The 20,451-nt window shown below is 42.5% G+C and carries 18 protein-coding genes; 10 read left to right on the forward strand and 8 right to left on the reverse strand.

Annotated elements, in window-relative coordinates:
• Positions 1-21: 21 nt before the first annotated feature.
• The 7 genes from R2Q78_RS09485 to R2Q78_RS09515 all read right to left on the reverse strand — a co-directional run bounded on the left by R2Q78_RS09485 (position 22) and on the right by R2Q78_RS09515 (position 9,663).
• Positions 22-2,241, reverse strand: coding sequence for a c-type cytochrome (locus tag R2Q78_RS09485; protein WP_316791152.1), 2,220 nt, complete (start codon positions 2,239-2,241; stop codon positions 22-24).
• A 12-nt stretch (positions 2,242-2,253) separates the two neighbouring features.
• A complete protein-coding gene (locus tag R2Q78_RS09490; RefSeq protein ID WP_316791154.1) occupies positions 2,254-2,652 on the reverse strand; it encodes a c-type cytochrome in 399 nt (132 codons plus the stop codon).
• Between the two features lie 139 nt (positions 2,653-2,791).
• Complete coding sequence (locus R2Q78_RS09495; RefSeq protein ID WP_316791156.1) at positions 2,792-4,738, reverse strand: alpha-L-fucosidase; 1,947 nt, start codon at positions 4,736-4,738, stop codon at positions 2,792-2,794.
• A 24-nt stretch (positions 4,739-4,762) separates the two neighbouring features.
• Positions 4,763-7,504, reverse strand: coding sequence for an L-fucose:H+ symporter permease (gene fucP / locus R2Q78_RS09500; protein WP_316791158.1), 2,742 nt, complete (start codon positions 7,502-7,504; stop codon positions 4,763-4,765).
• A gap of 20 nt (positions 7,505-7,524) precedes the next feature.
• On the reverse strand, positions 7,525-8,718 hold the full coding sequence (locus tag R2Q78_RS09505) for a UxaA family hydrolase (RefSeq protein ID WP_316791160.1): 1,194 nt from the start codon (positions 8,716-8,718) through the stop codon (positions 7,525-7,527).
• A gap of 12 nt (positions 8,719-8,730) precedes the next feature.
• Positions 8,731-8,991, reverse strand: coding sequence for a UxaA family hydrolase (locus tag R2Q78_RS09510; RefSeq protein WP_316791162.1), 261 nt, complete (start codon positions 8,989-8,991; stop codon positions 8,731-8,733).
• Positions 8,992-8,994: 3 nt separating this feature from the next.
• A complete protein-coding gene (locus R2Q78_RS09515) occupies positions 8,995-9,663 on the reverse strand; it encodes an RraA family protein (protein ID WP_316791164.1) in 669 nt (222 codons plus the stop codon).
• 153 nt (positions 9,664-9,816) lie between these two features.
• On the opposite strand from R2Q78_RS09515, the gene R2Q78_RS09520 reads away from it, so the two are divergent.
• The 7 genes from R2Q78_RS09520 (at position 9,817) to R2Q78_RS09550 (ending at position 14,339) form a co-directional block, all read left to right on the forward strand.
• Positions 9,817-10,710 (forward strand): AraC family transcriptional regulator, encoded by an 894-nt coding sequence (locus R2Q78_RS09520; protein WP_316791166.1) that lies wholly within the window; start codon positions 9,817-9,819, stop codon positions 10,708-10,710.
• 93 nt (positions 10,711-10,803) lie between these two features.
• Positions 10,804-11,229: a putative immunity protein gene (locus R2Q78_RS09525; protein ID WP_316791168.1), complete on the forward strand. Its 426-nt coding sequence runs from the start codon at positions 10,804-10,806 to the stop codon at positions 11,227-11,229.
• Positions 11,226-11,807: a pentapeptide repeat-containing protein gene (locus tag R2Q78_RS09530; RefSeq protein ID WP_316791170.1), complete on the forward strand. Its 582-nt coding sequence runs from the start codon at positions 11,226-11,228 to the stop codon at positions 11,805-11,807. The genes R2Q78_RS09525 and R2Q78_RS09530 overlap by 4 nt, the downstream gene beginning before the upstream one ends.
• 132 nt (positions 11,808-11,939) lie before the next feature.
• Positions 11,940-12,296 (forward strand): DUF6249 domain-containing protein, encoded by a 357-nt coding sequence (locus tag R2Q78_RS09535; protein WP_316791172.1) that lies wholly within the window; start codon positions 11,940-11,942, stop codon positions 12,294-12,296.
• Positions 12,297-12,306: 10 nt separating this feature from the next.
• A complete protein-coding gene (locus tag R2Q78_RS09540) occupies positions 12,307-12,849 on the forward strand; it encodes a sigma-70 family RNA polymerase sigma factor (protein ID WP_316791174.1) in 543 nt (180 codons plus the stop codon).
• A 10-nt stretch (positions 12,850-12,859) separates the two neighbouring features.
• Entirely contained in the window at positions 12,860-13,201 is a 342-nt protein-coding gene (locus tag R2Q78_RS09545; protein ID WP_316791176.1) for a hypothetical protein, read from the forward strand.
• 511 nt (positions 13,202-13,712) lie between these two features.
• On the forward strand, positions 13,713-14,339 hold the full coding sequence (locus R2Q78_RS09550; protein WP_316791178.1) for a hypothetical protein: 627 nt from the start codon (positions 13,713-13,715) through the stop codon (positions 14,337-14,339).
• Between the two features lie 19 nt (positions 14,340-14,358).
• On the opposite strand, the gene R2Q78_RS09555 is transcribed toward R2Q78_RS09550, so the two are convergent.
• On the reverse strand, positions 14,359-15,897 hold the full coding sequence (locus tag R2Q78_RS09555; RefSeq protein ID WP_316791180.1) for a hypothetical protein: 1,539 nt from the start codon (positions 15,895-15,897) through the stop codon (positions 14,359-14,361).
• Positions 15,898-16,031: 134 nt separating this feature from the next.
• On the opposite strand from R2Q78_RS09555, the gene R2Q78_RS09560 reads away from it, so the two are divergent.
• From R2Q78_RS09560 to ggt, 3 genes are all read left to right on the forward strand, one after another.
• The gene (locus R2Q78_RS09560; protein ID WP_316791182.1) at positions 16,032-16,736 is read left to right on the forward strand and encodes a DUF2490 domain-containing protein; all 705 of its coding nucleotides are present in this window, start codon (positions 16,032-16,034) and stop codon (positions 16,734-16,736) included.
• A 156-nt stretch (positions 16,737-16,892) separates the two neighbouring features.
• Positions 16,893-18,665: a long-chain fatty acid--CoA ligase gene (locus tag R2Q78_RS09565; protein ID WP_316791184.1), complete on the forward strand. Its 1,773-nt coding sequence runs from the start codon at positions 16,893-16,895 to the stop codon at positions 18,663-18,665.
• Positions 18,643-20,346 (forward strand): gamma-glutamyltransferase, encoded by a 1,704-nt coding sequence (gene ggt / locus R2Q78_RS09570; protein WP_316791186.1) that lies wholly within the window; start codon positions 18,643-18,645, stop codon positions 20,344-20,346. Before R2Q78_RS09565 ends, ggt begins: the two co-directional genes overlap by 23 nt.
• The last annotated feature ends 105 nt before the right edge of the window (positions 20,347-20,451 follow it).

Raw genomic sequence — 20,451 nt, forward strand, 5'->3', positions numbered from 1 at the left:
AATCCACTAAAGTTTATTCAATCATTTAGTAGCGTCCAGTTCCTTTTTTGTCCATGGCTTATCTCTCCCACTATTTTCTTGTCTTATTTTTTTAACATCTGCAGGTTTGATCATGGAGGCTTTATTGCCAATGTCATTCCGGATATAACTCAATACCGATGCGATATATTCATCGTCATTTACACCTAGGGCCGGCATAATATCAGGATAGGTTTTTCCATTAACAGGCCCCGACAAACCATGAAGCAGCGTTTTGATTAGTTTTACCGGATCACCGGCAATGCTAGCCGAATTGGCGAGGGGAGGAGCAACCATGCTTTTTCCGCCAACGGCCACACCTTTTCCATCTGCACCATGACAGGTTGCACACAGTTGATTAAAGATAAGAGCTCCCCGGTTAATCAGTTTTTGATCCGCTTCTTTGAGCCTTAGCGCATTCAATCTGGATAATTCTCTGGCATCTAGGATGCTTTGGTACTTCTTTAATGATGCAGTAATGACCTCGTTGTTTCTATTTCCGTCCATTATTTCTTTAATCATGGCTTTAGCTTTTTCTGAATTACTAAAGCGAAGAGTTAAGGCGAGTTGGAAACGTACATCAGCGCTGGGATCGTTGATCAAGGGTTTGAATGCGCTGATCAGCTGTTCATCCCCTTTTAAAATTCTGTCTTCACTTGCCCAAATACTGGTTTTTCTCAGTTCCGCGTCTTTATCTTTTAGTACACTAAGGATAGTTTCATTGTCAAGTGCCTTTAAACCATTTAATGTCCATAGGGCGTGAATGCGACCGAGCTGAGATGAGCTGGTATTGAGTACGATTGCTTTAAGTTCAGGGACAACGGACTTGTCGCCACGAACAACGATCAGCTTTTGTGCATTTTCGCGCCACCAGCCATTGGCATGACTTAAATATTGCACCAATTGGTTGGAAGGCATATTCAGCATTTTTGGTGCTTTTTTGTCTGGTTTTATTCCATCATGAACCAATCTGTAAATTCTACCTCGCTGGATGTTCTTATCCAACTGTCTTTCTAATATTTTATTACGCAGGAAGGAACCTTTCCTTGTCCAGTTTCCTTCCTGAATGATACCCCTGTACATATCCAGGATATACAAACAACCATCCGGACCCGTTGCTGTATTCACTGGTCTGAAGTTCATATCAGTAGATGCGATAAATTCTTCTTTTTCAAAGACATTTTTTAAAGTGATTTTTCCTTCTGTATTGGTCACCTTAGCTCTTCTGATTAACCTTCCTACTGGCTCACAAATGAATAAATCACCGAGTACGTCTGCTGGCAATGAATTTCCTCTGAATATAGATTGGCCCGCAGATGCCGTAAAATGATTTAAGGTACTATCTGCTCTAAGCCGGCCGTTTCCTCCCTGTACATCTGGAGTGGCGATGATCGGCCATACGGATTGAAAATCCTCATTAAACTGATCTTGTAAATCAAGCCTGCCATATTTAGGATTCTGCTGAAAAGTAATAGCAGGTATTTCACCCCCGGCTGATGAATAAAATAAACGACCATAATTGTCACTGGTTAAACCCCATTGTCCACCCGGGCCTTCAGGAAGGTCTTCTGATTTGATCATTCCATCTTCATAATAATAGCGTTTGTTATCGTAGGTTACATACAGCTTGTTATCGAGGTTCCAGATCAGCCCGCTTTTCTGGTGTTCAAGGTTGCTGGTATTGATCTCATCGTTTCTAAACACCAATTTCTTTTCATCCGCTATACCGTCGCCATTGGTGTCTCGGTAACTGTAGAGGTGATTGGAATTGGTTTCATTCACTACCAGGCGGTCATCCAGTGTAAGGAGCATTCTGGGCAATACGAGCTTGTCTATAAATACAACCGATTTATCCATCTTTCCGTCGCCATTGGTGTCTTCCAGCCGCTTTACGGTGCAAATTGGTCTCATTTGTCCTTCCCCGTCAATATCCTGCATATAAGTATTCATTTCGGCAACATACAATATCCCATTGCCATCCCATGCCATAGCTACAGGTTCATGGATCATAGGTTCGGCCGCCACCAGTTCCAGGCGGTAGCTCTTGGGCACGTGGATGGTTTTAAGACTTTCTTCCGGGGAAAGATAAGCAGGCGAAGGTGTTTTATTTATAATGATGTTACCTTCCGCATCCCGTTTTACTACATTGTTAGAAATCCTGCAGGTATAGGTAAGTAAGGACAATCCGATAATAGCAGATAACCATATTCTATTTCTTTTCATTTTAGTTTAATTTTAATGAAGTGAAAGAATGTATCTCACCATTTTTTTTGCATCATCTGCAGACAGAGAGGCATGCGGCGCCATTGGTATCGGTCCCCATACCCCAGATCCGCCTTTAATGATCTTGTCAGCCAGCTCTTCGTAATTAGCTGCTGTAGCCGGATATTTTTTTGCTACATTGTTGTATGCTGGGCCCACCAGCTTTGTATCTATTTTATGGCAGGCCATGCAGTCTGACTGCATTACCAGGGCTTTTCCTTCTGAAATTTCTGCAGTTGTAGCTGCGATTATTTTTGCTGAAGAAGCCGTTTTTGCCGCTATTACATTTTTCTTTTTAGCAGTTTGTCCAAAGCTGAGTCCCGGCAGTATTACAAAGCATGCAATTACCGGGATCATTAGTTCTTTTTTCATTTGTGTATGGGTTTGTGTGTGTTGAGACTTCAAATAACCCATTTTTCATGCGTAAAAATATATGCGATTTTGACTATTACTGACGTTTTTTTGATTGCTAAATGTGGATATAACTGCTCACCAGTCCCGGGGGTATCAATTAATATGCTCCGATTTCCATAATTCGAATGAAATTATGCTGTTCTGCCAGATGTATGGGTACAAATTTTATATAACGTGCTGTAGTTTTCTCTGGTAACGCAATCAGTTGTTTTAAAGGGTTTGCCCTGATGTTTCCAAGCTCACCACTTGTTTCTTTCCCCCACTTAACTCCATCAGTGCTTAAAAAGATTTGATATTTATCCATGATTCCTTTGGCCAGAGGCTCCGGTGAGGGTGTGAATATAATGCCGGAAATTTCCTGCAGCTTGCCCATATCAATGACTATGGCATTATCTGATGTCTTTTTGCTGTTAAATGGCCCTTCCCAAATGGTAGATTTATTGTCCAACAAGGCGGGTGCTTTATCTTTTGTTCCAGGGACAGATAATATCTTCCAATCCTGTTTATTCAATGATAATATATCTGTGTTTGTTTTGACTATTGGCGACAACGTTGCCTCAGGCTCTGCGAAAACGGAAAATTCACTGATCAGTGGGCATACGGGACTTTTTAAAACCCTTACCCTGATTTGATCTGTGGTGATAAAATATGGAAGTCTGATAAGACGTTGAGCGCCAATTGAAGTGCCTTGGGTGATTTCCTGCCAGGTGTTATTCTTCCAGATATCAACAGCAAAAGCTTCAATCCGCTGTCCAAGGGCAATATATTCCCTTAGCCTAATGATATTGAATCTTTCTTTTTTGGCCAATTTTACAGTAAATTCAGGAGTAGTAATTTTATCATCGCTGGCCCAATAGGTATTGATGTTGTCATCCAGCATATTTTTTGGGCCGTATTTTACAAGATTTCCACTTCGTATATTGGATGCTTTTATTTGAGCTTTTTCAAGGAGATTTTGTGAAAAGGTCTGCTTTAGCAGTTTTCCAAAGCCTTTTAGTGCCGCGACATCATTTTCATGAAGTATGCCCCGCTTGTCAGGCGCAATTCCGAGATCAAGTGCAGCACCTCTGCCAACACTCTTGAAATAGATGTCAAACAGTTCGTACGGTGATTTTACAGTATTGTCTTGTGAAGCATGGTAATACCAGCCTTGTCTAAGAGGAACGTCACATTCAGCAGGTATCCAAAACTTTCCATCTCTGTTTCCCCCCGGAGCTTCAGCGTATCTGCTGTCTCCAAGTGCAGGTTTGTTGATGTCTTTCTCGCCTTTAGGAGTAAAAGTAGCCCAGCTGGTTTCCGCTGCAAAACCACGTTCATTGCCAACCCAGCGAACGTCAGGGCCAATGTCACTGAATATTACTGCTTCAGGCTGTAGCGTACGGGTAATTTGCCAGGTTTTATCCCAGTCATAGTAGGTTGCCCGGTCGATTTCACGTGTGTCTTTAGCTCCGCCGTAATAACCATCCCCGCCATTGGCGCCATCGTACCAGGAGATGAATAAAGGTCCGTAATTTGTGCTCAGTTCCTTCAGTTGCTGACGATAAACGGATAGATATGCCGGTGTTCCGTAAGTAGCATTATTTCGGTCCCATGGAGAATTGTAAACTCCAAACCGTAATCCCGATTTGCGGGTAGCAGTTTCGAAGGATTTTACCATATCACCTTTACCTCCCATCCAGGGACTGGCTGCCACTGAGTAATTTGTTGATTTAGTGGGCCACAAACAAAAGCCATCGTGGTGTTTTGCTACCAGTAATACAGCCTTAAATCCTGCCTCTTTGAGTGTGCCTGTGATCTGCTCTGCATCAAAAGCAGTGGGGTTGAAAAGGCTAGGATCTACATCACCATAACCCCATTCTTTATCGGTGTAAGTATTCAAACCAAAACATACCATTGCATACATTTCAGTCTGGTGCCATTTCAACTGTGCTTTAGTTGGCAAGGGTCCGTATGGGGCAGGAGTGGTTGCCTGTCCATAAAGTACAGTTGCTGAAATGATCAGGATAATAAAACTGCCTAAAATTCTTATCGGTTTAAAGTTCATCGTTAAAAGGTTGCCTGAAATTGATTATTTTTTTTTGTTGTAGGGATTGGATATGCTGATGGCATAGGCGTAATCGCTTTTATGCCGGTTTGGATCAAAGGCAGGAAATGTTACTGTGAGGTTCCCTTTTTCCTGTTTCCAACGCAGCAATTCGCCTGTCTCTACAAGTCTGATGCTAGTGCCAGGTTTAACTTTCATTTCCTTAATTACAAATCTGTTTTTATCCGGCCATTTTGGTAATATGGCAAATACTTCTCCACTTAGCGGGTTGCTTGTGAAAAAACATTCTTTCACCGCATATCCGGGTTCAGGATCCACGGTTAGCTTCAGCATAAAATCGCCGTTTGCTTTAAAATCACCAGGTACTCGTTTAGGCTTATAATCTCTTTTTCCTTCACTCCACTGGCATGCTCTTATCCATTTTCTGGTGTTGTAAATTGCTTTCCCATTTTTCCCAAGCCAGTCGCCCATTTGAAGCAGGCGCTCCTGCATGATAGGAGGGATTTTCCCAGAAGCATCCGGGCCGATGTCCAGGAGCAGGTTGCCACCCCTGCTAACCAGGTCACTTAAAAGTAACACGAGTATTTTGGGGGAGTTGTAATCCCATGCATCTTCCATCTTATTATAGCTATAAGAGAAGCCGATTCCACGACTCTCTTCAAAGTAATGGTCGCCAAATTCCATATCAGGTTGATACTCGGGTGTGTAAACACTGCCATGCTTGAAACGCGTACCCTTACCATAACGGTCGTAAGTAACAATCTCATTTTTTACCGGACTTTCGTTGTAAACCCAGCTTAAAAACTCGGTTGAATGCCAGGTAGTATCACTGTCGTCCCAATCTCCGTCTGTCCAGAAAACGGCAGGCTTGTATTTTTCTATCAATTCCTTTGCCTGCGGTATGGCATGTTGCAAAGCATATTGCTCTGGATTTGACTTATACAATGGATTATACCATTCGTACCAGGAAAAATAAACACCTGCTTTAACTGAGGTTTTCCTTATTGCAGTAAACAAGTCGGCCAGCAGATCTCTTTTTGGGCCAATATCTACGGCATTCCAGGGGAATCCCCATGTTTCATTGGCATATTTATTTTGCCACCAGCAAAAACCATCGTGATGTTTGGCGACTGGCACAACATATTGGGCCCCTGATTTTTCGATGAGCTGTGCCCAGTCGTCAGGGTTGTACAGTTCTGCCTTAAAATCCTTTGCCAGATCATAATAAGTTTTGTCCCCAAAAACCTGTTTATGGTATTTTGCCACGGCACCATTAAATGCATTGCTTTGCAGCCAGTTTTGATACCATTCCGCATATTGTCCTTTTGGGGCATAAGCAGGTACCGAATAAACACCCCATGTGATGAAGATGCCAAATTTTGCATCTTTGAACCACTCGGGTACCGGGCGCTTGTCGAGACTATCCCAGTTCGCTTCATAATGCTGTGCCTTTCCGGGGAAACTACAGCACAATACCACTACGGCTAATAAAACGGCTCGCATTGGTTTTCTCAGATCTTTTTGTGTCGTTCGCATTTGCTGCCAACCGAAAAATACAATTGGTATAAAACATATTAATGGAACGACATAAGCCAGCTGTATGCTGCCTGTCGCGTCCGATAGATAGCCCAATAAAGGAGGGAATACAGCACCGCCAATGATGGCCATGACCATATAAGAAGAAGCAATCGGTGTTTGATCTCCAAGGTTTTTTATGGATAGAGAAAAAATGGTTGGATACATGATAGACATAAAGAATTCTACACCAATGAATGCCCATACTGCCGGTTTTCCTCCGATAAAAACGATCATCAGCATCAAAGCGATGTTGATGACTGCATAGAGGTAAAGCAGCTTGGCGGCATCGATGTATTTCATCGCAAAACTACCTATGTAGCGGCCCAGCATAAATCCGAGCAGCAGTAAGCCGAGGTAGTTGGTCGCTTCATATTCAGTCATCCCCACGACCGAAGTGGCATAAAGAATAAAGAAACTTGAAACGCAGACCTGGGCACCTACATAAAAAAACTGCGTGATGATTCCCCACCTGAGCTGCGGTTTTTGAAGGATAAGTCCTTTTTTTTCGGTGTGCTCAGGCTGTTCATCAGCCCGGTGTTTGGGAAACCTGGTGGCCATAAATACCAGCGCCACGATTACCAATACAACACCGATGAGGATATATGGAAATTTAACTTTGTGAAAAAGCAGCGCATAATAGCGATCCAGTGCTTCGGGAGAGAGGAGGTCTAGCTCTTTTGGCGTTTTTACCTCTTTACCAATGATCAGTTTACCCAGAAACATGGAGGCGATAAAAGCACCTAAACCATTAAACGCCTGTGCGAAGTTGAGGCGTTGTGCTGAGGTCGCCGGATCACCAAGTATGGCGATAAACGGATTGGCAGAGGTTTCGAGGAATGTCATTCCAGCGGCGAGTACAAAAAGTGCAAAAAGAAAAAACAGAAAGGAACGCGATTCTGCCGCAGGATAAAATAAGAATGCACCAGATGCAGCTAAGAAGAGACCGGTAATGATGGTTCTTTTATAGCCAAATTTTTTCATCAGCATACCAGCAGGAATGGCTATTACAAAGTAGGCAATCCAATAGGCGGAATCTATTAGGGAAGATTCCAGTGTATTCAGCCGGCAGGCTTTTTTAAGGTGCGGGATCAATATTGGAAGGAGGTTCGCTGTAATCGCCCAAAGAAAAAATAAGCTGACCACAAGAGTAGTGCCTGAAACTGATCTGTTTTTTTGTACTATATCCATGTTTACTATTTAGTGATCGCTTATGCCGGCAGGCAGGCCGGACCAAGTGGGGTAAATGTTTTATAGGTTAAAATAAATTCCTGATGACCGAGTTGCTCCGAGCAGGTAACGTTCCCGCCGGCAACTTCGAGTATGCGGGTGAAGATCTCATCCCCAACGCTGTCAATGGTTGCAGTTCCAGACAGAATAGCTCCGGCATTGATGTCCATATCTTCCTGCATTTTCCGGTAGGTTGCGGGATTAGCACATATTTTAATTACCGGGGAAATTGCTGAACCGACAACGGAACCTCTTCCGGTCGTAAAAAGGATCATGTGGCAACCACTGGCTATCATTTCCACGATTTCAACAGAATCATTGATGTTCGGGAAACCGAACTTCGGATCCCCGTCAGGTACTACATCCATCAGGTATAATCCGGGTTTGGTTGGTCGGTCTCCGGGTTTAATCAGGCCGCTGATTGCTGAGTCTCCGCTTTTACAATAGGCGCCCATTGATTTCTCTTCAATTGTCGTTAAGCCCCCGTCAGCATTTCCGGGGGCAAAACTTCCATGCCCCATTAAGGTATAGTATCTGGCCGCCTTTTCTACAGACTTTTTGAGTTCAATGGCTAGTTCCGGAGTAATTGCACGACGGCTCATGATGTCTTCCAGTCCGATCATCTCGCCTGTTTCTTCGAAAATGGCGGTGCCATTTGCGGCAACCAGCCGGTTAAATGCCCGGCCAACTGCAGGGTTTGCCGTGATACCACTGGTACCGTCGCTTCCGCCACAGACAGTTCCGACAATGAGTTCTTCAATCGACATTGGAGCAGTCGGGACTAGCTTTATAATATTAACAGCCTGTTTAACCCATTTAACACCTTGATCTATGGCAGTTCGTGTACCGCCGGCCTCCTGTATTACAATCGTATCAGCTGGTCTTCCGGATGCCCTGATGTTTTCTTCGAGCTGCTTCCGGTTAAAACTTTCACAACCTAATGAAACCAATAGTACCGCTCCGGCATTGGGATGAGTACACAAAGCATTCATGATACGGTCTGCATATGCGTTCGGATAGCATCCCGCAAAACCGATCAATTGAACTGGCTCTCCGCTGAAATGCCTGGAAATTTCCCTGGCAACATGGTGTGCACATTCAACCAGGTACACCACTAGCAAATAGTTACGGATGCCTTTACGGCCGTCTTTTCTTAAATATCCCTGCCACTGCATTTGGTCTTATTTTTAGTTGTTATTCTCTTTGTCTGGTGTTTCAATTGTATAAGTGGGTATGTAATCACTTTTCATATTGTGCAGATGAACATGTTCTCCAATCTCAATAGTTGTAGTGGCAGATCCTATAGGTACGCCATATTTAATGATCTTTTCTCCCTCCCTGATCAGGCAGTCTGCGATCTTATGTCCGATTCCTGCAAGCCCTCCCAACTGCTCATCCGTTAGGATCAATACATTGTCAAGGGGGTGAAGTTTAATTGGCTTTTGCATGGTTTAAAATTTTCTGAACTGTAAATAAGCATCAACAGGATCTACCCCGGATAATATGGCTTTCCGAACCAGGTTCTCTGTTCTCAGTACTTCCTCGGTTTTCTCGATGACCTCTATGATGATGTCTTTTGGAATGATGATGATCCCGTCCCTGTCTGCCAGAACGTAATCTCCCGTCCTGATACCGACCTCTCCGATGCGGATATCTCCTCCAAGTTCCGTTGCACACCAGGTAGCCACTACGTCCCTTGGCGTAAAATAACTGCAATATACCGGGAAACCGATACGGTCGACAAATGCACTGTCTCTGCAGCCACCATCTACAATATACCCTTTTACTCCTTTAAATGAAAGCGTCTCTGCAGAGAGTTCGCCCATATGGGCGACGGTATCATCATTGGGCTGACAGATCAGGACATGCCCGGACGGTGCTTTAGATAACATTTCACACCATTTCAATAAAGAAGTATCCTTATCGATTGTACGATCAATATGACCCGCTATAGTGAATACAGGGCCGGCTATTTTATGCGCTAAATTCATCGGCCGGATATGATTGGGCAGCAGCTGATCAGGATAGCCGAGGTTCCTCATGACATCGTATACTGCGCCGGTATAGCATTGTTCCAGTCTTTGCGCGAGGGTATTTTCTGAGGAGATGGTGTAAGACATTAGATAATTTAAGTAATTGTCAGCAAATAAACTTTGGATTAAAGTAAAATTAAGGTACTGCGCTGTAGGATACAATGTATATGGATATTAATTAAATGTATTATCTTACGATTTGTTGATTTAACTTTACACTGCGGCGTATTGGTTATGAATATGGAAAAGACAAAGAATGCTGAGGCGAATTACTGGCAGGGCAAGGGCCGTAAACTGATTGTAATACCTAAGGAAGTACTGAAAATCAGGGTGACAAATAACGTACTGTTAAACCCGCTGTATATTACCGATATGGGTTTTTATCCTGTTGCGGCGGAACATTATACCCTTAGAGAAAAGGGCTGCCCTGAGATGATTGTGATCCTCTGTGTGGATGGAAAAGGAAAGTATGAGAATAAGGGTGTCAGTTACCAGGTGCTGCCAGGGCAATTCTTCATTTTGCCACCGGATCAGCCGCATAGCTATGAATCAGACAGTGATGAACCATGGAGTATTTACTGGATTCGTATAGGGGGCAGCAATGCCGCTAAATTTTGCGCCCAGCCTGCTGCCCGGAAATGTTATAAGCCGATGTATACCAAAAGTGTAAATGAAATAAGCCGTCTTTTTGATGACATTTATGGCGCTCTGGAAAATGGTTACAGCTTACAACACCTCAGTTATTCCAACATGACACTGCAACATGTGCTTGGTTTGCTGCTGTTCCGTTTGCAGGAAAATGTAAGCGGAACCATCAGTGTGACAGAGAAAGCGATCAACTTTATGAGGGCACACGTAGCTGAACAATATTCCTTAAAAGAACTCGCATCCGTATTCGGCTATTCTACCTCACAATTTTCAAATATTTTTAAGCAGGAAACGGGGTATTCGCCGATTGATTATTTTATTCATCTGAAATTACAGGAAGGCTGTAAATTTCTGGATTTGACCCATTTGAAGATTTATGAGGTAGCTTTGAAGGTAGGGTACACCGATCCATATCATTTTTCAAAAATCTTTAAAAAGATCATGCATGTTTCCCCGGAGCAATACCGGATGGCAAAAAAGGGATAATCAATCAATGCATTTTGTGATTAAGTTTCCCGGTCAAACTTATATCTTCGGGTTAAATGATCATACCATCGGATAAATCTTACACAAAGTAAAATGAGGGACAAACGATTTATCGCCGAACATAGGGGTGGACCTTTAACGAAAGCACAACATATACAGTTGATTTTGTGGGCCTGCAAATGCGCAGAAAATGTTTTGCCTTTAATTCCGGATGGTATTGATGAAAGACTTGATTACGCCATTAAAATAGCAAAGGAATGGGCAAAAAATAATGCTTCTGTAGGCGATGCAAGAAATGCTTCGTTTGGTGCTATAGCAGTTGCCAATGAATTGACCAGCCCGGTTGAAATTGCTGTAGCCCGATCGGTAGGACATGCTGTTGCTACAGCACACATGGCAGACCATTCTCTGATCGCTGCAAAATATGCATTAAAAGCTATCAAACTCGCTGGTAAATCAATGGAGGATGAAAGAAAATGGCAAGACAATGCCTTGAAAAATATAGATATAAATCAATGATAAAAAGAAAAACTACTACCGGAGCGAAAACTTACGAGCATCTTATCGAGCGGGTTGACTTTACACTCGAACGGCTTGACTCCGCATACGAGTCTACAGAATTCAGATCTTGCACCTTTGGCGAGGTCTCTGGTATTGCTTTTACAGACTGTCTTTTTACTACCTGTAATCTCAGTAACGCACAAGTAGCCAAATCCAAAGCAATGGATTTAACCTTCCAGGATTGTAAATTGATTGGTATCAACTTTTATCAAATGCTCGATTTTGGTTTCTCACTGCAATTTGAAAACTGCCTTATGGACTACGCAAGCTTCGATCATAAGAAGATGAACAAAAGCAGCTTCAGCAATTGCAGGCTTCACGGTGCGAATTTTAGTAACGCTGATCTGTCCAAAACCCTCATGACAGGATGCGATCTTGCGGATGCAGTCTTCTCAGGAACAAACCTTTCAGGCATGGATTTTACTACGAATAGAAATTTCAGCATTGATCCTCAGCTTAATATGATTAGGAAAACAAGGTTTTCGGCGAATTCCCTTGGAGGTCTTTTAACTAAGTTCGACATTGTAATTGAGTAGTTAGCAGAAGTATTTTGTCACCTTGTTTTCGGGAATCTTCTTCAAAGCCGAATATATGTATTCTGATTATTTTTCGATTTTGTAACCTTCTGCAAAATGAACTTATCTAATGAATAAACGAAAACAAAAATTATGGAAAGTTTTGCTGCAACAACAATTATTTGGCTCATTGTATGGTTCTCATTTTGCACCTGCCTATTTCTAGCTTGGTTTTTTTCTCATCGGGCAAAACATAAGGAGCGACTGATGATGATCGAAAAAGGACTAAACCCTATAGACGAAGAAAACAAATACAAAAGACCACAATCTTTTGGTTTGATGCTCGGACTGATTATTTTCGGCCTGGGCATCGGTCTGGTGATTATTGCTGTATTGGTTAACCTCGACGCATTGGGGAAATCGGATGCTACACCAGTGGCTATACTTGCTTTATGTGGAGGGTCTGCGCTGATCATCGGCGGGTATATCGAGAACCGTAAAAAAAACTAGACCTTACCAAATGGATGACATTTATGTAAGGAAAGTTTGTGCCGGGGATACTGAAGCGTTTAGGTACTTCGTAACACAATATAAAACGATGTCGATTACATTGGCTGTTTCAATAGTTAAAGATGAGTTTGTTGCTGAGGAAGTAGTGCAAGATGCATTTATTAGTGCTTTCAGGGCAATCAATAGCTTCAAATTTAAGTCTAAATTTAGTAGCTGGTTTTATCGGATTGTAGTGAACGAAGCATTTATGCACTTAAAAAAAATGAAAAAGGAAATTGTAGATTTTCGCCAGGATTATGATGAGCAGATACCTGATGAAAGTGAGATATTGACTTTAGCACAAGATGAACAGACCCATTTGATTAATGAAGCACTAAAGCTGCTGCCGGCACGAGAAAGCGTGGTTCTGCGCCTTTTTTACCTGGAGGAAGAAAGCATCAGGGAAGTTGCTTCGATTACAGGCTGGAGTGAATCCAATGTGAAAGTTATCCTGCATCGTGCGCGAAAAAACATGCACATTGCAATCGGCCATTTATTAAAAATGATTAAATAGTCCTACTGATATGTCTAAAACACCGTTATCCAATCAATTACTTGGTAGTCTAATAAAAAAAAGCCTGGTTGAGGCACCGAGTACAGACTTTGATGATAATCTCATGCGTTGCATAGCAATAGAGGCATCTAAAAAGACATCCCTAACTAACAATTTGAAAATGTCCATATTATTTTTTGTATTAGGAACAGGATTTGGATTATTGGTTTCTCATTTATTACCAATGCTGGGTAAAACTTTGCTCGGCATGGATAGTAAGTCTGTTGTTCTGATTTTTCAACTATTGTACATGATACTTATCCTTACCCAATTAGAGAATATCATCAAGTTGTTTTCAAAAACAAGGCTGTAAAAATTAAAATGTAGTCCTCTGCGCAAAATATTGGTGCTTACGTATTGCCTTTGATCTCCTTTCGACATGCATTCGTAGGATTATAAGTGAAATGCAATAGCTATGCAATTTCTACATAACCGTTTGAAAAGCTGTGGCCCATCCAACCCTTTACTAACCCTTATGAAGGGGTTGAGAAGAGCTTTAGTAGATGCGAACGCATGTAGGAGACATACCGAGAGGAGAAGGAAACTACAATCTTATAGAAAGTTCCAAATGCCCACCTAAGCCAATTTTAACTATTTTTTTTTCTGACCTCGCAATAGTTTGAAAAACAAATCATAATTCTATATCAAAAGTATGAAGTGCTGTTTCAAATGGATTGGTAGCTTAAGTTATTTAACGCTTCTTTCTCCGCCTTTTTAATAAGGCATCTCCATTGGGATCTGCCTTTTGACGGAAAATATAATGCTATATGTAGCGTTGTTTTCGAAGGACTCGTCTTAGTGATATAAATTAACCTTATATAAACATGAAGATTACTTATTTATTGATTGCAGGACTAATACTTAGCGGCTGCTCGAAGGAAAAAACAAATGGCCCCTGGAACTTGAAGGATGGACAGGAGGTAGAAGTGCTGGTTAGTCACCGGTATGCCGCTACTGATGATGTGGTGACTTTGCTCCCTCAAAAGAAAACTGACGTTGGCGGCGTTTATTACTTTACTGATCGTGAGCCTGGATACAATTACCGGGTTAAAGCACGAATGGTTGCACCGGATGTTCCTCCTCAAGACGGCCCCTCTTACTGGCTTGAGCTGGTGAAAGTGCTCAGTAAAGAAAAATATGCAGGAAATGATTCTTTTGTTATTGAACTAATTTACAGAGGTTGGGGTTCTCCGGGGATTATGCTGAAAAAAGAAAATGGCTTATATGATTTCCAGGGAAAAGTTAAGCTAACTCCGGCAACACCCGCAATCGCCGATAAGTTAGCCGAAGTATGGGATTATTATGAAGATTATTTAGAAGAAGTAAAGGCGTATAGGCCAGGCAATCCAATGCCTGTTTTGAAATGGAAATCCATTAAAGGCAGAGTGACACATGACCCTGCAAATTTCGGTAAATCTTACCTGGTATCAAATTTAGAATTTATGGAATAACAAGAATATATGTTTGTTCTTAATTAGTTTTAACCTTTACATCCTTAAACATGAATGGATTGTCGCTGATCCTCACCGCTTTCTTGCTGGTGGTGGTGACGTTCCTCAGGATAACTTCATTGGTCTTGATATAAGGGAATTTTTCCTGGTAGGTATTGTCTTTCATTTCCGGATTGAAATTGGCGAAAATAGCAGGTCCCTGGTAATTATCGGGATGTCTGGAATCATCAATCTGAAGATTTTCGATGGTGATCCGCTCAGGCATATAGCAGGTATAACCAAAATCATGCTGACCTGAATAAGAACCGCTGATCAGAGAAGCACTGACAGACTTGCCGCCAGCAGGTACAAAAATACAGTTCCGGATGACCAGCTCTCCCTGCCATGTACTGCCATAGTCGGGACGCAGGTTGACAAAACTCCGTCCGCGGATGGTGGAATTTTCGATGGTCAGGAGTCCGCTGCCGATGGCATTTATGCCCATATGTCCGAGGGTTGAGTTGCGGATAGTGGCATTGGCAACGCCCTGGTGGGCATCGAACCTGGAGAGTGTACAACTGTCATAAAGCAGGTTTTTGCAAAAGTTTGATCCCATGATACCCCAGTACTTGCTGTCGTCGATGTCATTGGTTTGGCTGCAATTCACGAAAGACACGTTGACTGCATGGTTGACGGAAAGGTCGTAGGTGCCCATCGAAACAGGTTTGCCCGCTGCACCGGTGGTACTGTAAGTCTTGTGTCCGGTCAGGATGGCGTTTTTTACCGTTACATAAGCGCAGTTGGCGATGTTGATAAAGCCTCCGTATGGCGCGCCATGATCTCCTTCACCCTTGATGTGGTGTTGCAGCCCTTCTATAAGTACATGAGATCGCCTGACCGCGATATTTCGGTTATAATAGGTGTATTTTGATTCGGCTTTATTGGCAATTGTGATGAAATGGCCACCGGTTATCTTCAAAAGATGCTCATCGATGGGAAGAGCGATGATGGCTGTGATCTGTTTAAAATCCCAGATGATGGGTGCGTTCATATCTACATTGCCATTTTTGTCTGCAACAAAAATGTCTGTTTGCGAAGACCCATTGTTTTGGTTTAGTCCAAACCGGATGTATTGTTTTACATTGGAATTAGTGACTGTAATTAAACATGGGCCGGGTAAAGGCAGGACAATCTTTTGTTGGTTCCGCTTTATTGAGGAAATAGTTTCCGGCTTAAAGGGTTTTTGTCCAGAACTTACTGTGAAAACAGCTGCATCGCGATTTTTTACATCGGTATCATCAATGATGAAGGCTGCGGTTCCGAAATCAGTGTCCGTTTGGATGAACGCCGTGCGCTCTTTTCCGCCGATGTAGTAGGTGGCTCCGGAGTCTGCTTTGACCGGAAGACCATGCAGATTGGCAAAAGCATGGGCTTCAGCTATAGCATCTATATCATCGGTCTTTCCATCACCTTTGGCGCCAAAGTCACTGTAGCGAACCGGCCCAGTGGATTTATGCTGTGCCTGAACAACCAATGCACAGTTTAACAATAAGGATATCAGGAGTGTATACTTCATCATATGGGCTGTTACGCCATTGTAAATGACGGATATAAATGTTTTAAACAATTTTAATCAATATACGGCGGATAAAAAAAATATTTTAGGCTAGTAAAATCTTTTTATTTTAGCGGGGATACACAAAAATATAAGTTATGAATCGATTACTTTCTATTGCGGCACTGTCGTGTATGTTGAGCATCAATGCACTGGCCCAGACCACCCATCAAAATACAGGATGGCTGTTTCTTATGAACAGTACTAAAATTAATGAGAAATGGGGCGCCCATTTAGACCTCCAGCTCAGGTCTTCGGACAATTGGAAAGATGTAAGAAACCTGCTGATCAGACCGGGTGTGACTTATTTTATAGATAAACAAAATGATGTGACGCTTGGTTATCTTTTTACACAAACTTATAGCCAGGCCATGGGTGTGAAAAATACCCTGACTGAAAACAGGATCTGGCAGCAATACATTCATAAGCACAAAATCAGTAGTGTGAACATCAGTCATAGGTTCAGGCTGGAGCAGCGTTTTATAGAACGGGCGAACAATGACGACCTTTTTGCCCAGCGGGCAAGATATTTTTTGCGGGCTTTGATTCCATTGCAGAAAAAAGAAGATGCGTTTGATAAGGGGCCGTTTGCAGCATTGCAAAATGAATTGTTCTTTAATATTCAGGGTAAGAGTGGGCTTAACGGGCACGTCTTTGATCAGAACCGTGCGTACCTGGCTGCGGGGTATAGATTTAGCAAAAAAATGGATGTAGAGGCGGGGTATATGAATCAGGCAGTAAAGGGTGCAGTTGGCAATACGAATAACAACATCGTTCAGTTGGCAGTTTATACCAGGTTTTAAATTTGATGTAAATGAAGATGGTTTTTCAGTGATAATAATTTAGTTATTTTTAATTAAGTTTGGGAAAGGCGATTACAAAAGATTCATATCCGCACCGTCGTTGATGTTTTTCTTATAGCCCTTTTAACCAAATTCCTAATTATATAAGCTGAAACTATGGCTGCGACGATAACCAGAGTATTTGATTTACTTCAATACAATTTAGAGAAATTTCCAAAGGAAGAATTTATAAGTGGTAAGGTAAATGGCGAGTGGATAAAATACAGTACTCAAAAATTTTGCAGTACGGTGGATACACTGAGCAGGGGCCTGATCAGTATAGGAATTGGTAAGGAATCGCGCGTGGCGATAATTTCGCACAACAGACCTGAATGGAACATCACTGATTTTGCGATCATGCAGATTGGTGCTTATCAGATTCCGCTTTATCCTACACTGGCTGAACATGACATTAAATTTATCATCGAGAATGCATCGGTAACTGTTGTGTTTGCTGCGGATGAGGTGATTTATAAAAAGCTGCAGGCGGTGAATACGCAATTGGCTTCTCCCGTAAAAATCTATACGTTTAATGATATTGAAGGTGCAGAACATTGGAGCTCGCTTTTAAAGGAAGGAGAGGCTAAAACAGATGTGAATCTGGATGAATACAGAAATGGGGTAAAATCCGAAGATATACTTACACTCATTTATACTTCAGGTACTACAGGAACGCCCAAAGGCGTGATGCTGACACATGATAACCTGGTGAAGAATTTTGAAAACTCCGCAGTACTGTTGCCGGAGGGGATCAATACCGGACTAAGCTTTTTGCCGTTGTCGCATATTTTTGAGCGGATGGTGGTATATCTATATATGTATTCCGGTGTTGGTGTGTACTATGCAGAAAGTATGGATACCATCGTAGCGGATATACAGCATGTAAAACCAAGTGTATTCTCTACCGTTCCCCGCCTATTGGAGAAAGTGTACGAGAAAATCATGGAAAAAGGAAAGGCCTTAACAGGTGTTAAAAGAGGGATTTTCTTCTGGTCTGTCGCGCTAGCCGAAAAATATGAAATAGACAATAGTTGGTTTTATAACCTGAAACTGGGCATCGCCCGCAAGCTTGTGTTTAAGAAATGGCAGGAGGCCCTTGGAGGGAACATTGTCGTGATTGTTTCTGGGGGAGCCGCTTTGAACCCGAGACTGGCCAGGATTTTCTGGGCGGCAGGGATGCCTGTATTTGAGGGTTATGGACTGACGGAAACATCGCCGGTAATTACTGTAAATCATTTTAATAACGCGATGTTCGGTACCGTTGGCCCTGTAATAGAAGGTATGGAAGTCAAAATTGCAGAAGACGGAGAGGTATTGGCAAGAGGACATGCGATCATGAAAGGTTATTACATGAGGGACGACCTGACTGCAGAAACTATTGATAGTGACGGATGGTTCCATACCGGTGATATCGGTGAGATTGTAAACGGAAGATTCCTTAAGATCACTGACCGTAAAAAAGAAATCTTCAAAACTGCCGGAGGTAAATATGTAGCTCCGCAAACCATCGAAAATAAATTTAAAGAAACCCCATTGGTAGAGCAGGTAATGGTGTTGGGAGAAAACCGTAAGTTTCCGGCTGCGCTTATTGTTCCAAATTTCGCAGCTTTGAAAACCTGGGCGGCTAAAAAAGGAATTGCTTATACGAGCGATGAAGAAATGGTGAAAAACCCTCAGGTGATCGAGAAATTTAATCAGATTGTAGAATATACCTGTAAGGATTTTGGTAAGTGGGAACAGGTAAAGCGTATTGCATTGCTACCTAAACAATGGAGCATTGATGGCGGGGAGCTCACTCCGAAGTTAAGTCTGAAAAGAAAAGTCATTCTGGAAAAAAATAAAGACATCATAGAGAAGATCTACACAGATGCGGAAAACTATAAAGGATAATGCATTAGGACTGATTTTTTTGTGGACCTTTTCTTTGTCTGCCTGTGTAAACGGGCAACTGGGAAAAAATAACAGTAACGAATACCGGAATGGAATGGTGGTGTCTGCCAATCCAATTGCCTCGCAGGTAGGTGTAGATATTTTAAAGAAGGGTGGAAATGCTATTGATGCCGCTGTAGCCGTACAATTTGCGCTGGCAGTGGTGTATCCGAATGCTGGAAATCTTGGCGGAGGTGGCTTCCTGGTTTACCGTTCGGCATCGGGGGAAAGCAACACCCTTGATTTCAGAGAGCGTGCTCCAATGAATGCTTCGAGAAATATGTATCTTGACTCAGCAGGAAACCCGATTACAGATAAAAGTCTTTATGGACATCTGGCAGCAGGAGTGCCGGGCTCTGTGGCAGGCATGGTTGCAGCTCATGAGAAATATGGTAAACTGGACTGGGCAGATTTGGTGGCACCCGCTTATCAGCTTGCTAAAAATGGTTTTCCTGTTACCACCAGGCAAGCCGCGGAATTCAATGGAATGAAAACGCTTTTTAGCCAGTTCAATCCTGATGGTACAGCTTTGCTAAAGACAGACGAATGGAAGGAAGGCGACTTATTGATCCAGGAGGAATTGAGCAGGACTTTGCTGGAGATTAGGAATAAGGGCAATGCCGGATTTTATGAAGGATGGGTGGCCGATAGCCTCGTGAAAGAGACGAAGCATGGAAATGGAATTATTTCCCTCGAAGATCTTAAAAACTACAAAGCCATATGGCGCAAACCGGTAACCGGCAGCTATAAAGGGTATGGCTTGATTACCATGCCTCCTCCTTCGAGTGGAGGTATTGCGTTATTGCAATTGCTCAAATCTGTGGAGGGGTATCCCTTGAAAAGATGGGGCTTTAATTCAGATTCAACCGTTCAGCTTATTGTGGAAGCTGAGCGTCGTGCTTATGCTGACAGGGCTGCTTATCTGGGAGATCCCGATTATTTTAAAGTCCCCCAGCGTCAACTGACCGATCCGACATACATTAAAGGCAGGATGAGCAGCTTTGACTGGACTGCCGCGACACCAAGTATTGCTGTTAAGGAAGGGATATTGCCTCCTGAACATGAAGAAACCACGCACTTTTCTATTGTGGATCGTGATGGTAATGCAGTTTCCCTGACCACGACGTTAAATGGTTCTTACGGCTCTTGTGTGGTGGTAAAAGGGGCAGGTTTTTTACTGAATAATGAAATGGATGACTTTTCTGTAAAACCCGGTTCGCCTAATATGTACGGGCTTGTTGGTGGTGAGGCCAATGCGATTGCCCCAGGCAAACGAATGCTGAGTTCTATGACGCCAACAATTATTGAAAAGGACGGTGAGTTATTTATGGTTGTTGGTACTCCCGGGGGCTCTACCATTATAACCTCAGTTTTTCAAACGATATTGAATGTGATCGAATTTGAGAAGAGTATGCAGGCAGCTGTTGCCGCAAAGAAATTTCACCATCAATGGCTGCCGGATGAGGTTTACATAGAAGATGGTGCTATAGATAGTATTGCATTGATCAAACTGCAGTCCAAAGGGTATAAAATTTTGCCGCGCGGGCAGATTGGAAGGGTTGATGCGATATTGAAAACAAAATGGGATTATTATCAGGGAGGGGCCGACCCAAGAGGGGATGATAAGGCGCTTGGCTGGTAGTTGTCTAGAATTGTACACAGTTTTCTCTCTTGAATTAGGGTTTAAAGTTATTTTAAAGGATTGGCCTGAGTATTGAATTGTTTGTTTCAAAATTAAATGTTCTAA

The organism is Pedobacter frigoris, from assembly GCF_032678645.1.
GTDB lineage: Bacteria > Bacteroidota > Bacteroidia > Sphingobacteriales > Sphingobacteriaceae > Pedobacter > Pedobacter frigoris_A.